The organism is Anaerotruncus sp. (assembly GCF_057433415.1).
Map to the genome: position 1 here is coordinate 19,163 of NZ_DBMDHH010000020.1, position 13,970 is coordinate 33,132.

Consider the following 13,970-nt stretch of genomic DNA (forward strand, 5'->3'; position numbering starts at 1 on the left):
CTAACCTCCTTTGCGCGAATTAAGAGAAGAGTAGCTCCTGGACCCGGTCCTGCAAACGCTCGCGCGCCGCGTAGAAGAGCGCCTCGATCGAGCAGTTCTCCTCGATGCCGCCGTAGCTGAGCACGAAGCCGCCGTCGATGTCGCGGGTCTCCCGCGAGACGGTGAGCTTCCCGTTCGCGGATTTCGCGAGCGAGGTCTCGAAGCTGGCGGGCAGCCGCCCGAGGTCGGCGGGGGAGAAGAGCAGCTCGCCCTCCTGCGGGAGGGAAAACTTGCTGATCATCTTGAGGATCAGCGCGAAATAATCGGAATCGGGGAGCTTGTAGATCGACTGGCGGGCGCTTTCGATCGCTTCGCCGATGATCTCCTGCTTGGCGGCGAGCACCGCGCGGCGCTGCGCCAGTTCGGCGGCGGATCTCGCGGCGGCCAGATGGTTCTGCACGTCGGTTTTCGATTTGGCCAGGATCGCGCCGGACTGCGTCCGCGCGTCCTCCGCCGCCTTCGCGGCGAGCTGCCCGGCTTCCTCCTTCGCCTGTGCGATGACCGCGTCCGCGGCCTGCTGCGCCTCGTCCCGAATCTGCTGTACAATTTTTTCTAGTCCGGTCATAGCAGAATTCTCCTTACTTTGAAAGTGCGGAACATTCCGCCGGGGATCACAGGCTCAGGCCGCCGACGCCGAAGATCGAGAGGATCGAAACGAGCAGGGCGAGGATCGCGTAGGTCTCGACCATCGCCGGGAAGATCATGGACTTACCGAACGTCTCGGGGCGTTTGCAGATCATGCTGATCGAGGCGACGGAGGCGCGCGCCTGACGGATCGCGGACCAGAGGCCGACGAACGCCATCGGCATGCAGGCGGCGAAATAGAGCAGGCCCTTGACGAGGGAGATGTTGGGGTCGCCGCCGAGGATGCCGATCTGGGTGAGGGTGATGAAGGCGATCAGCAGGCCGTAGATGCCCTGCGTACCGGGGAGAAGCTGAAGGATCAGGACTTTACCAAAGCGGTTGGGGTCTTCGGTGACCGCGCCAGCCGCGGCCTCGCCGGCCATGCCGACGCCGATCGCGGAACCGATCCCAGCCATCAAAGCGGCGAGGGCCGCACCAAGCAACGCAAAAGCAATTCCCAAAGAACTCATTTCAGATTTCCTCCTTAAATTTGTAATATTTCGTATGGGCGGCGAACGGCGTGAACGCACGGCCGCCCCCCTCATAGAACTTGCCGAAGAACTCGACGAACTGCAGGCGGTTGGTATGGACGTAGGCGCCCAGCAGGTTGATGCCGATGTTCAGCGTGTGCCCGATCAGGAATACGACGATGAACATGATCGCGCCGACGATGCCGCCGCCCGCCATGCTGCCCATCTTGTTGAAGACCTGCGCGATGACGCCGGTCGCGAGACCGAGCGCCAGCAGACGGGAGTAGGAGAGGATGTCGCTGAGGTAGCCGGTGACGTTATAGGCGCTGTAAAGCCCCTGCGCCAGCCGCGCGAACGGGTTTTTGGAGTCCCGCCCGCCCGTCAGGATGATCCCGACGAGCCCCGCGAGCGCGCACCACGCCGCAACCGTCGCGGCGATCGGCGGAAGCTGGAAGGGGATGCCGAGCATCTCGGTGATCATCGGCATGGTCAGCAGATAGACGATGCCGCCGCCGACCAGCAGGTACCAGAACACGACGTCGCAGACCGCGTCGTAATATTTCCCCTCCCGCGCGTACTGGTAGAACTTGAGCCCCAGCCCGACGAAGAGGTGGATGATGCCGATGAGGAAGGAGAAGGTCAGCAGGCGGATGGGCTCACTGACCGGCTCGAACCAGATAGGCCGCAGCGCCAGGTCGCTGTGGAAGAAGGTCGACGAGATGACCGCGACCGCGTCCCCGAAGAAGCTGCCGAACATGAATCCCCAGAAGGTGGTGGACAGCCCGCACCAGAAGAACATCTTGACCATCTTGCCGATGCCGGGCTCCATGTTCTTGTACTTGAGGATCACGACCGCGCAGGCGATCGTCATGACGAGGCCGTAGCCCGCGTCGGAAAGCATCATGCCGAAGAGGATGTAATAGAAGAAGGACATGATGGTCGTCGGGTCGATCTCGTGCCTGCCGGGGAGGCTGTAGCTCTCGACGACCGATTCGACCGGGGTGGAGAAGGGGTTGTTCTTGAGCACGACCGGCACGTCCTCGTCGGGGCCGGGAGCGGTGAGCTCGACGGCCACGTCGAATTTGGAGGAGAGCTCCTCCGAAAGCGGCCGGGCGTTCCGCGCGGTGACGTAGCCGGAGAGGATGAACGCCCGCCGCGACTGCATGAGCCGCCCGATGACGTCGTATTTTTCCGCCCGCAGCCGCAGGTAATCGGCCAGCAGTTTGAGGTCCGGGCGGTCGCCGCCGCGCGAGACAATCTCCATCCGGGCGGCTTCGATCGCCTCGTTTGCCCGCGCGGTCTCCGCTTCGAGCAGCTTTTTGCGCTCGGCGGGGCTCTCGGCGGGCGGGGAGGCGGGCCGGGTAAAGCCGATGGCGCGCAGCGCCTCGTCGACCGCGGCCGCCTCGGCGCGCGGGGCGACGATGAAGACGCAGGTCTGGTCCTGCGAATGGCTGACGAGATCGACGTTGACCGTCGCGTCGGGGGCCTGTCCGGCGATCCGGGAATAAACCTCGTCGAGGGAGAGGTCCTCGGGGAAGGAGCCGATAAACGCCGCCGTGGAGCGCGTCCCGGTGAACCGAAGCGGGACGTCGAGCCCGAGCCAGGGGACGAGCGCGTCGAGCTGGGTCTCAAGCTTGAGGATCTCCGCGCGGTTCTCCGCGATCTTTTTCGAGAGCGCGTTCAGGCGCAGCGCCTGTGCGAGCACGTCGTCGGCGCGTTCGCCGAACGCGGCGTACTCATCGGCGGTCAGCGGCCCGCGCCCCTCGAGCGAGGAAAGCAGGGAGGACTTGACGGGGGAATAGGCGTCGAGCACCTCCAGAGCCTGATTGACGGCGGAGAGGTCCTTCTCGAACTGAGACCGGACGGCGGAGGTGTCGGCTTTTTCAAAGACGCTGTCCTGCAGGGCCAGGTCGGAGATTTCGACGACGCCGCGCCGCTGCAGGGTTTCAAGAATGGATTTGCGGTCTTTTTTCAGCGCGCATATGCTGATGCGCTGCATCTGCAGCACCGCCATGAAACGGATGCCTCCTTTTTCATGAAATTGGGCAGGGGGATCAGATCAGCTCGGAGAGAATCAGGCGACGGACCTCGGCCCCCTTTGCATCCGCGCTGGCGCGCAGCGAAGCAATTTCCTTCTTGACGGATTCGAGCGCCTCGCTCTGCATGGCTTCGCCCTGTTGCTTTGCTTCGGCAAGCGCCGCGTCCGCCGCGGCTTTCGCCCCGGCGACCGCCTGGCCGACCGCTTCGGCGGCGTCGGCTTTCGCGCGCGAGAGAATCTCCTCCCGTTGGCGTGCCGCCTCCTGCTCGATCTGTTCGGCTGCAAGCTCCGCTTCGCGGACAGCCCGAATGGTCTCCTGTTCCATAGTATCACCACCCACTTATCTGATTTTACTTGATCCGTGTATGGAAGGCCCCATGGCCGGGTAAACGTCGTTGGGATATCCTGTATAGTATACCGCCTTTTTTAGGAAGAATCAACAAAGCGCGGCCCGCTGGAGAAAAAATACGATAATTTTTTATTATCTTTCCACAAATTGGGCCGCTGGCACGCGATCGGGCATTTCCCAGCCCGTTGGCCACATTATTACAATAAAAAAGGAAAAAACATACTGATATTGTACTATATAAAGGCAACAGAATCAAGGTGTTATCGGAAGTAATTTTGTGAAAAATAATAATTTATTATTTTGCGGAAACACAATGGAAGAAAAAACCGTTTGGGGTTGAACGGGAAGGGAATCCGTAGTAAAATGGCGGTAGAAGGCGGCCCGCGTCAATCATAGCATGCCGCGCCGGGGCCGTAATTAGACAGATTTACCGGATTGTCGGAAAACGAGACGGTTTTCGCAATCTGTATGGACAGATCGGGGGAGACGGGATGATCAGAGGCCGACGCATAGGGTACCGGTGGCTGGCCGCCGTGCTGGCCCTGCTGTTCGTGTGCGCGGGGCCGCCCGCGTTCGCGGAGGATGCGGTTGAACCGGCCGTTTCTCCGACGGAAAAGACGCTGGAGGAGGGGAACAAGCTCGCGGATATCGCGTTCACTGCGAGGGACGGGAATGATACCGTGCGGGGTCGTTTTGCCTGGGCGCCCGAAGTCCCCTATGATCAATCTCTTACGCAAGCGGATTCCGGATCTTATACGGTCATCTTTACGCCGGAGCCTGCCGAGCAAAACGGGAAGGTTTATTCAGAGGCGCGGCAGGCGGTCGCCGTCACCGTTATGCCGAAGGAATCACCCGACCCCGCCTACGACACCGCGTCCGCGATTACCGACGCGGTCCGCGGCATCGCCGATCGGTCGGACGACGAGGTCCGCCGCATCGCCGAGGCGATGCGCGCGCTCAGCGGCCGCGAGCAGGACAGGCTCTCCCGGTCGACGCTCGAAAAGCTCGACGCGGAGTACTGCAAGCGCTTCGGGTACATCCATGAGACGACGGTCGACGTGCACGACGACGGCGTTTCGAGCAACCGCATCCCGCGCGGTTCCCACGCCTACGGCGTGGCGGCCGCCACCGGGGGGAACCGCACGGTGAAGCTCTACCAGCAGAAGCCGTCGGGCAGCTCGGTGCTCCAGTTTGAACTGGAGGTGGACGGCAGCTCCGCCTCGCTGCCCGCGCCGATCGTCATATACGTCGCACTTCCCGGCAATATCAGCGGTTCCCGCGATTATTACCTGAAAAGCACGGACGGGGAGATCTCCGCGAGCGTTTCGCGCGACTATCTCGCCTTTACGACCAGCACCCTCGGCCGGTTCCGCCTCTACCGGGAGCGCTCCTCCGGCCGGGACGACGATGACGATGATGACGACGACCGGTACCGTTATCGTTCCCGGAACACCGGCCGGGATTACGTCGTCACCTCCTTTTGGGAGCCGGTGATCGACGCGGCCCACGACGCGAAGGAGGGCGACCGCCTGCGCGTCAACATCGGCGCCCGCACCGAGATCCCCGCCGACCTGCTGCGGGAACTGAAAGGCCGCCGTGTCATGCTGGTGCTGAGCCCCTCGCGCGGGGACAGCGTTACGATCCGGGGGGAGGAGGTCGTCTCCATCCCCGTTTCGCGCGACTACTACACGATGAACAACCTGCTTTCCCTCTATGAGCGGGGGGACCGCTTCGACGATCCGCCCGCCTCCGGTGAGGCGGCTCCCGCCGTTCCGGCAGCGCCCCCCGTGGCCCGGCCGCCGGCGGCTTACGTCCCGGCCGCGCCCGTCTACGCGCCTCCGGCCGCGTCTTCCGCCCCGGCAGAATCCGCCGTGAGCGTGTCCGAGCCCCCTGAGGAGGAGCCGCTTCCGGACGTGGAGATCGCGGCGGAGGAGGACGACCCGCCCGCATCCTCCGAGGAGGAACCCGCCAAGCCGCAGGAGCTGACCGGCGGCGAGGAGAACCCCTTCGGGCTGGCGTTATTCGCGGCGGCCGCGGTGGCGGCGGCGGCCCTGCTCTCCTGCGTGCTGACGCTCGCCATCTGGGGAGCGCGGCGCAGGAGGGGAAGATAGGCGAAAACAGTTGACTTTCCGCAAGTTTGTGCTATATTGAAGACAGAGTCCGGGGTCCGGAATTTAGAATGACATCTTCACACCCTCACCCCCTATAGCATGGAGCGGTCCGCGCATCTGCGCGGGCCGCTCCGCTTTTTGTGTGAAAAAGTAAGAGAATTGTAAGAAAACTGTTGCAAAATCAGTAAGAACCGTCCGGTATGCTCTTTTTGTGTGAAATAGATGTTGACATTTTTTTAGCAATACTGTATTATTGTACCGTTATGTTAATACAATAGGCGGAAATAATTTCACATGTCTGAATCCAAACGGCGGGGAATGTCGTTTGTATCAACGGAGTTTCATGGCAGCCGGGCGGGCGCCCGGCGGAAAAAGATTCTTGAACGAAGGAGTTATGAGGAATGCTTGGGATAAAAAAGAAAAATCCGGAATCTGCCGCGGCGGGCGCGGAACAGGAGGCGCCGAATTCGACCGCCGGGGTGAATCAGGACATCGCACGCTTCACCAAGCGCAAATCCCATAAGAAGCGGATTGCCATCGCAGTGGTGGCGGTCGTGGTGGTCGGCGCAATCGGATGGAAGTTCCTGTTCGCGAGCGCGCCGGTGATGGCTCCGGTCATGTCCACCGCCTTGCAGAAGACCGAGCTGGTCAACAGCATCAGCCTGACCGGCACGGTGGAAAGCGCGGAGGCTTCCTATGTACATACGACCCTCAACAGCACGGTGAACACCGTTGCGGTAAAGGTCGGGGACCACGTGGAGGCGGGCGACCTGCTCGCCCAGCTCGACACCTCCGATCTCGAGCTGTCGATCGCGGAACAGCAGGCGGTCATCAGCAAGATTTCCCGCCAGAACCAGTACGCGATGGAAAACGCGCAGAAGAAGCTCGAGGACGCCAAGAGCGACATCTCCAACAACGTGGACGCGGAGCTGATCGCGGCGGAGAACGCCCTGCGCAGCGCGCAGCAGAACCTGAACGACGCGCGCCGCGACCTCAACGACCACAAGGATGACCTCGAGTACGCGGACGATGTCATGAACAACCTTGAGAAAAAACTCAACCGCGCGCGCAACGAATACCAGGACGCGGAAAAGAAATACCAGATCGCCGAGCGGGAACACAAGGATAACGGCACCCCGATCCCGCAGGACGTCATCGATGAGCTTGACCGTTCGGAGAAGGCTTACGACGAGGCGCTCAAGGAGTGGCAGAAGAACGACAACGAGTACGGCGGCGACCTGAGCAGCTACAGCAAGGAGTACCGCTCCGCGCGTATCGCTTATGAGAACGCGCTTGCCAACAAAAACGCGATTGAAAACAGCGTCAACCGCAATCTCGACAACCTCGAAACCAGCATCAAGGGGCAGGAGATCGACGGCGACCTCACCTCCCAGCAGATCTCGCTCAAAAAGCTGCAAAAGGATCTCAGCGAGTCGACGGTTACCGCGCCGATCTCCGGCACGGTGACGGCGGTCTACGCCAAGGAGGGGGTCCCGGCGGCGGGGCTGCTCTTCGTGGTCGAGAACACCGACGACCTGGTCATCAAGACCGCGCTCAAGGAGTACGACGTCGCGACGGTCCAGGAGGGGATGCCCACCGAGATCAAGTCGGACGCGACCGGCGAGGAGGTCTTCGAGGGGACGGTCGGGCGAATCTACCCGACGGCGGTCAAGGCGTCGGACGGCTCCACCAGGACGGACGGCGGCGTTGAGTTTGAGACGGAGGTCTCGATCAACGATCCGGCTTCCACCGGGCTGCGCGTCGGCATGAACGTCCGCCTCAACATCGTCACGCAGAAGAAGGAGAACGTCTGGGCTGTCCCGTTTGAGGCGGTGGGCACCGATGCGCAGGGCCAGAGCGTGGTCTATGTCGCCAAACCGAACGAGGAGGGCGCGATGATCGCGACCGCCGTTCCCGTGACCACCGGCATGGAGACCGACTTCTACCTCGAAATTTCTTCCGACGGCCTTGCGGACGGCGACCAGGTGCTCTCCGACGCGAGCACGGTCATTCCCGGCATGCCCGTCACGCTGGCGGCCGGCATGGGCGGCGCGGCTCCCGCGGGCGCCGTGATGGAGGGCTGAGCATGAGCGACGAAAAACTTGCCTGGAGCCCCATGCCGGACGGCAGCCTGATCATTGACATGCAGGGGATCTACAAGCGCTTTTACATCGGCCAGCCCAATGAGCTGGAAATCCTCAAGGGCATCGACCTGCAGGTCGGCCGCGGGGAATTCGTTTCGATCGTCGGCGCTTCCGGTTCCGGCAAGTCGACGCTGATGAACATCATCGGCGCGCTCGACCGGCCGACCGAAGGAAGCTACACCCTCGACGGGGTGCCGATGCGCGACGTGCCCGACAACATGCTTTCGGAGATCCGCAACTGCAAGATCGGGTTCGTCTTCCAGACCTTCAACCTCATCCCGCGCACCTCGGCGCTGCGCAACGTCGAGCTTCCGATGCTCTATTCGGGCATGGGCGCTTCGGCCCGCAGCCGCCGCGCGAAGGAACTGCTCGACATCGTCGGCATGGCGGACCGGATGAAGCACCAGCCCAGCGAGCTGTCGGGCGGACAGAAACAGCGCGTGGCCATCGCGCGCGCGATGGCCAACGATCCGGCGATCATCCTCGCGGACGAGCCGACCGGCGCGCTCGACACCCAGACGGGCCATATGGTCATGGACCTCTTCCACCGCCTGCACCGGGAGGAGGGGAAAACGATCGTGCTGATCACCCACAACCCCGAGCTTGCCGCCGAAACCGAACGGATCGTTACGATCAGCGACGGGCGGATCATCCGTACCGAGAAAGGGGGGATGCCGCGTGCAGCTGTTTGAAAACATTTCCCTGGCGGTCGCGGGCCTGCGCGCCAACAAGATGCGCGCGCTGCTCACGATGCTCGGCATCATCATCGGCATCGGTTCGGTCATCACGATCGTTACCGTCGGCGACGCGATGACCAATTCGGTCACCGCCGTCTTCAACGACATGGGCGCGAATTCCTTTCAGCTCTTCCTGTCCGACAAACCGGATGAAAACGGGGCTTTAAATTATAACCGCAGCTATGAAGCGGAAGACTATTTGAATGACGACATCCTCAGCCTCTACACAGAACGGTTTGCCGACGAGATCGAAAACTGGGCCGTCACCGTCAACGCGGGCAACGGCCGGGCGCAGGTGGGCCGCCGCCAGACCGACGCATGGGTTTACGGCGTCAACGCCGATGCCCTGGGCATCCAGAACATCACCCCGATCGCCGGGCACGACCTCAACGACCGGGAGGTCAGCGGGGAAAAGTACGTGGCGGTGGTCTCTAAGGGCATGCTTGAGAAGCTGATGCCTGGCGTCTCCCCGCAGCAGGCGCTTGGGCAGGAAATTAAAGTGCGGCTCACCGCGGGGCTCTATACCTTCAACGTCGTGGGGGTCTATGACTACCAGATCTCCGGCATGATGGCGAGCATGGCAGGGGACACCAGCCGGCAGATGTTTATTCCCGTGGGGGTGGCCAAGCAGATCGCCAAGGACGGCGGCGCGGAGGCCAAGAACGTCGACGGCTACTATGCCGTGCAGGTCAAGGCGAAAGCGGGCGTGGACGTGCAGGACTTCGCGGACCGTTCCACGGAGTATATCAACCGCTCCTTCTACCGGGACAACAAATATGTGAAAATCGAGTCCCAGAACATGGACAGCATGATCGGCCAGATGACGGCCACCCTGGGCACGATGAAGATGGCGGTTTCGGTCATCGCGGCAATCTCCCTGCTGGTGGGCGGCATCGGCGTCATGAACATCATGCTCGTGTCGGTGACCGAGCGGACCCGCGAGATCGGCACCCGCAAGGCGCTCGGCGCCAAGAACAGCGCCATCCGCGTGCAGTTCATCGTCGAATCGATGATCATCTGCCTGATCGGCGGCGTCATCGGCGTTTTGCTCGGAACCACGCTCGGACGGCTCGGTTCGGTGGTGCTCGGCGCGCCAAGCTGGCCCTCGCCGGTCGTCGTGCTGGTGGCCGTCACCTTCTCGATGGCGATCGGCGTCTTCTTCGGATATTACCCCGCGAACAAGGCGGCGAAGCTCGACCCGATCGAGGCGCTGCGCTACGAATAAAACTTACCAAAAAGGACGGGCAAAAGCCCGTCCTTTTTGGAATTGCGCCGGTCGGACAACATGGTATAATAGAGGTGTTCAGGCAACCCGATATTTTGGAAGGAGCTGTTTTTTTATGCCGTTGGTCACTACCACCGAAATGTTCAAGAAAGCCTATGAGGGCGGATACGCGGTCGGCGCGTTCAACGTCAACAACATGGAGATCGTCCAGGGGATCACCGAGGCCGCTTCCGAGCTGAAAGCGCCGGTCATCCTTCAGGTTTCAGCGGGTGCGCGCAAATACGCCAAGCACGCCTACCTGGTCAAGCTGGTCGAGGCCGCCGTGGTCGACTGCCCCGAAATCCCCATCGCGCTGCACCTCGATCACGGCGCGGATTTTGAGATCTGCAAATCCTGCATCGACGGCGGGTTCACCTCGGTCATGATCGACGGCAGCTCCCGCGCCTTCGAGGACAACATCGCCGAGACCCGCAAGGTCGTCGAATACGCCCACGCGCGCGGCGTCGTGGTCGAGGCCGAGCTGGGCAAGCTCGCCGGCATCGAGGACGCCGTCAACGTCGCGGCGGACGACGCGCAGTTCACCAACCCCGCCGAGGTCGAGGAGTTCGTCAGCAAGACGGGCGTCGACTCGCTGGCCATCGCCATCGGCACCAGCCACGGCGCTTTCAAGTTTAAACCCGGCCAGAAGCCGCAGCTGCGCTTCGACATCCTCGAAGAGGTCAGCCGCCGCCTGCCCGGCTTCCCGATCGTCCTGCACGGCGCTTCCTCCGTTCCGCAGGACCTCGTAAAGGTCATCAACCAGTTCGGCGGCGCGATGCCCGACGCGATCGGCATCCCCGAGGAGATGCTGCGCCAGGCGGCCACGATGGCGGTCTGCAAGATCAACATCGATTCGGACGTGCGCGTGGCGATGACCGCCGCCATCCGCAAGTACATGGCGGAGAACCCCAGCCACTTCGACCCGCGCCAGTACCTGACCCCGGCGCGCACCGCGGTCAAGGAGATGGTCTCCCACAAGATCACCGAAGTGCTCGGCTGCGCCGGAAAGGCGTAAGCGGTTTTCACACGGAAAAGCCCGGCGGACGGCGTCCGCCGGGCTTTTTTGCGTCAGGGCGCGCCCGGCGCGCATAGGATGGGGCAGGAGGTGAGCGCATGGCTTCGTACTATTACGGTCCGCGCCCGGTCCAGACCCCGATGCGGCACCACGGGCGCAACTGGCCGACCAATATCAATACCCCCGGCGTGCACGCCTTTCAGAGGGGGCCGCGGAGCATCTTTGAGGAGCAGGAGTATTTCCGCACCGATCCATACGGCCGCCCGCTGCCCCGCTGAGGGAAAGGAAGCGGCGGGGCGCCCGCCCCGCCGCTTTGATCTATGGAAAGCCGGCGCTACCCTTCGGCCATCATCCGCTGGGCGAACCGGCGCATGTCCTCGATCGAGTGGATCTCGCCGGCATGCTCGTTGATCGCGAGCTTCACCTCCAGCGGGAGCGCGTCGAAATAGCCGGCCATCGTCACGTCCGCGCCGAACCCGAACGAAAAGAAGTTCGGATAATCCTGCATGAAAATCACCTCCGCAGATAGCTTGCGCGGAATTTGCGATTCCATGTGAGCAATTTCTGGATAGGAAAAAGGCCGGGCGCATGCCCGGCCTTTTTTGTCAGCTGTTATTTTTTGGAGGCGGTTTCGCGCTCTTCGCGCCGCTTGCCCTTTTCGCGGAGGTTGTCGTTGATGTCGATCATCCGCTGCACCGCGAGATCGAAGTCCTTGATCTCCTCGTACTGCTCGACGAGCGGGCTGGTGGCGAGATCGCTGTAGGTTTTCTCCTTTTCTCGGTAGACCAGCTTGAGCAGGACCGGCGTGACGATGGTCGTCACGACCACCATGATCACGACCGGGCCAAAGAAGTCCTGCTTCATCAGTCCGGAGGAGATCCCCTTGTTCGCGACGATGAGCGCGACCTCTCCGCGGGAGATCATGCCCACGCCGATGCGCCTGCACTCCTCATTGGAATAGCGGCAGAGTTTCGCGCCGAGCCCGCAGCCGACCACCTTGGAGACGATCGACCAGAGCACGAGCAGGACGGAGAAGAGAACGATCGCCGTGCTCATCTGCGGCAGGACCACCTTGGTGCCGATGCTTGCGAAGAAGATGGGGGAGAGCAGCATGTAGGATACCGTCTCAAAGCGGGTGGCGACATAGGTGACCTTGGTGGTGTTGGAGATGATGAGCCCGGCGATGTAGGCGCCGGTGATGTCCGCCACGCCGAAAAACCGTTCGGCCGCAAAGGCGTAGAGCAGGCAGAAAGCGAAGGAGATCACCGCGTAGCGGCGCTTGTCGTCGTGCCCGGTCATCCATTTTTCGATCAGCTTGTGCAGCAGGACGCCGACGGCGAGGCTCAGCGCGAAGAACGCGACGATCTTGACGAGCACGGCCACAATGTTGACGCTCGGGTCGGAGACGCTCGTGATAAGGGTCAGCGCGATGATGCCGAGGATGTCGTCGATGAGGGCCGCGCCGAGGATCGCGTTGCCGGAACGGGTGGAGAGCTTACCCATCTCCTTGAGCGTTTCCACGGTGATGCTCACGGAGGTCGCCGTCAGGATGACGCCGATGAAGAGGTTCTGCAAAAAGTTTTCGCCGCCGCGGTTGAAGAACCAGGAAAGCAGGAATCCGCCGGCGAGCGGGACGAGCACGCCGCACAGCGCGATGACGAAGGAGGCGCGCCCCGACCGCTTGAGCTCGGCGATGTCGGTTTCAAGCCCGGCGGTGAACATCAGGACGATGACGCCGATCTCGGCGCACTGGTCCAGGAAGGCGGTCTCATGCAGGACGCCGAGCATGGCGGGGCCGAGCACCAGCCCCGCGAGCAGGGCGCCGACCACCTGCGGCATGGCGATCCGCTTGGTCAGGATGCCGAGCAGCTTGGTGCTCAGCAGGATGATCGCCACGCTGAATAAAAAATTGTAGGATTCCACGGGAATCCCCTCCCTTCCACAAGAGCCCTCCCGGGCGATTTTTAAAAAACATCACCCAGTATAGTCCTTGCGGAGGCAATTTGCAACATGAAATCTGGTCAAGAAATGTATAACATCGCGGATGAATTTGGCTAATTTGTCGATGAATTGCGGAAGCCCTCTTTTCATCGCGCGCCGGATATGTTATAGTGTGATAAGAAAAATATGGAAGGGAAGAAAAGGCTGAATGAAACCCTCAAAGGTCTATTATACCAATCTGCACACCACGCTTGAGGAGAACCTGCTGCAAAAGCTCCGCAGGCTCGTCAAGGCCGCGGGGATCGATTCGATCGATTTCAAGAACAAATACACGGCGATCAAGATCCACTTCGGGGAGCCGGGCAACCTCGCGTTCCTGCGCCCGAACTTCTCCAAGGTGATCGCGGACATCGTCAGGGAAAACGGCGGCAAGCCGTTTTTGACCGACTGCAACACCCTATATGTCGGGCGGCGCAAGAACGCGCTCGACCACATCGAGGCGGCCTATGAAAACGGCTACACCCCCTTTTCGACCGGCTGCCAGATTTTGATCGGGGACGGGCTCAAGGGCACCGACGAGCAGATCGTCCCGATCGACGGGGAATATGTGAAGGAGGCGAAGATCGGCCGCGCGGTGATGGACGCGGACATCGTCATCAGCCTCACCCACTTCAAGGCGCACGAGTGCACCGGAATCGGCGGCGCGATCAAAAACCTCGGCATGGGCTGCGGTTCCCGCGCGGGCAAGATGGAAATGCACTCGGCGGGCAAGCCGTTCGTCGACCGGAGCCTCTGCGTCAGCTGCGGCATGTGCTTTAAGAACTGCGCGCACGGCGCGATCTCCTTCCCCGGAAAAAAGGCGCAGATCGACCACGACAAGTGCGTCGGCTGCGGGCGCTGCATCGGCGTCTGCCCGGCCGACGCGGTGCAGGCCGCGCAGGACGAGGCGTTCGACATCCTCAACAGGAAGATGTCCGAGTACGCTTGGGCGGTCGTCAAGGACCGTCCGGGCTTCCACGTCAGCCTGGTGCTCGACGTGTCCCCCTTCTGCGACTGCCACCCTGAAAACGACGTGCCGATCGTGCCCGATGTGGGCATCTTCGCCTCCTTCGACCCGGTGGCGCTCGACACCGCCTGCGCCGACGCGGTCAACGGGCAGCCGGTCCTTCCCGACAGCCTGCTTGCCAGGCGGGGCGCGGAAGAAAAGGACCACTTCCATGCGCTGCATCCCGACACCA

General features: G+C 62.0%; 13 protein-coding genes. 7 read left to right on the forward strand and 6 right to left on the reverse strand.

What is annotated here, in order from left to right; all coding sequences use genetic code 11:
* Positions 1–19 precede the first annotated feature (19 nt).
* Genes ACZO3G_RS07350 through ACZO3G_RS07365 form a run of 4 tightly spaced genes read right to left on the reverse strand, consistent with a single transcriptional unit; the run spans position 20 to position 3,496 of the window.
* Positions 20–604 (reverse strand): V-type ATP synthase subunit E, encoded by a 585-nt coding sequence (locus ACZO3G_RS07350; RefSeq protein ID WP_256151960.1) that lies wholly within the window; start codon positions 602–604, stop codon positions 20–22.
* Positions 605–650: 46 nt separating this feature from the next.
* Positions 651–1,133 carry a V-type ATP synthase subunit K gene (locus ACZO3G_RS07355; protein ID WP_101550457.1) on the reverse strand — a complete coding sequence of 161 codons (483 nt, stop codon included), beginning with the start codon at positions 1,131–1,133 and terminating at the stop codon, positions 651–653.
* Between the two features lies 1 nt (position 1,134).
* The gene (locus ACZO3G_RS07360; protein ID WP_288283911.1) at positions 1,135–3,147 is read right to left on the reverse strand and encodes a V-type ATP synthase subunit I; all 2,013 of its coding nucleotides are present in this window, start codon (positions 3,145–3,147) and stop codon (positions 1,135–1,137) included.
* Positions 3,148–3,187: 40 nt separating this feature from the next.
* The gene (locus ACZO3G_RS07365) at positions 3,188–3,496 is read right to left on the reverse strand and encodes a hypothetical protein (protein WP_172439202.1); all 309 of its coding nucleotides are present in this window, start codon (positions 3,494–3,496) and stop codon (positions 3,188–3,190) included.
* A 515-nt stretch (positions 3,497–4,011) separates the two neighbouring features.
* On the opposite strand from ACZO3G_RS07365, the gene ACZO3G_RS07370 reads away from it, so the two are divergent.
* The 6 genes from ACZO3G_RS07370 (at position 4,012) to ACZO3G_RS07395 (ending at position 11,069) form a co-directional block, all read left to right on the forward strand.
* Positions 4,012–5,631, forward strand: coding sequence for a hypothetical protein (locus ACZO3G_RS07370; protein WP_288234485.1), 1,620 nt, complete (start codon positions 4,012–4,014; stop codon positions 5,629–5,631).
* 401 nt (positions 5,632–6,032) lie between these two features.
* Positions 6,033–7,715 (forward strand): efflux RND transporter periplasmic adaptor subunit, encoded by a 1,683-nt coding sequence (locus ACZO3G_RS07375; protein ID WP_288283910.1) that lies wholly within the window; start codon positions 6,033–6,035, stop codon positions 7,713–7,715.
* A 2-nt stretch (positions 7,716–7,717) separates the two neighbouring features.
* Entirely contained in the window at positions 7,718–8,467 is a 750-nt protein-coding gene (locus ACZO3G_RS07380) for an ABC transporter ATP-binding protein (protein ID WP_276870264.1), read from the forward strand.
* Complete coding sequence (locus ACZO3G_RS07385) at positions 8,454–9,737, forward strand: ABC transporter permease (RefSeq protein ID WP_101550467.1); 1,284 nt, start codon at positions 8,454–8,456, stop codon at positions 9,735–9,737. The genes ACZO3G_RS07380 and ACZO3G_RS07385 overlap by 14 nt, the downstream gene beginning before the upstream one ends.
* A gap of 115 nt (positions 9,738–9,852) precedes the next feature.
* Positions 9,853–10,791 (forward strand): class II fructose-1,6-bisphosphate aldolase, encoded by a 939-nt coding sequence (fba, locus tag ACZO3G_RS07390; RefSeq protein WP_101550469.1) that lies wholly within the window; start codon positions 9,853–9,855, stop codon positions 10,789–10,791.
* 98 nt (positions 10,792–10,889) lie between these two features.
* Positions 10,890–11,069, forward strand: coding sequence for a hypothetical protein (locus tag ACZO3G_RS07395; RefSeq protein ID WP_101550471.1), 180 nt, complete (start codon positions 10,890–10,892; stop codon positions 11,067–11,069).
* Positions 11,070–11,125: 56 nt separating this feature from the next.
* Here ACZO3G_RS07395 and ACZO3G_RS07400 read toward each other — a convergent pair whose 3' ends face one another.
* Both ACZO3G_RS07400 and ACZO3G_RS07405 read right to left on the reverse strand, forming a co-directional pair.
* Positions 11,126–11,299: a hypothetical protein gene (locus ACZO3G_RS07400; RefSeq protein WP_172439204.1), complete on the reverse strand. Its 174-nt coding sequence runs from the start codon at positions 11,297–11,299 to the stop codon at positions 11,126–11,128.
* 104 nt (positions 11,300–11,403) lie between these two features.
* Positions 11,404–12,714 carry a cation:proton antiporter gene (locus tag ACZO3G_RS07405; protein WP_101550473.1) on the reverse strand — a complete coding sequence of 437 codons (1,311 nt, stop codon included), beginning with the start codon at positions 12,712–12,714 and terminating at the stop codon, positions 11,404–11,406.
* A gap of 226 nt (positions 12,715–12,940) precedes the next feature.
* Here ACZO3G_RS07405 and ACZO3G_RS07410 point away from each other — a divergent pair.
* On the forward strand, positions 12,941–13,970 hold a 1,030-nt coding region (locus ACZO3G_RS07410; RefSeq protein ID WP_489693850.1), incomplete at its 3' end, for a DUF362 domain-containing protein.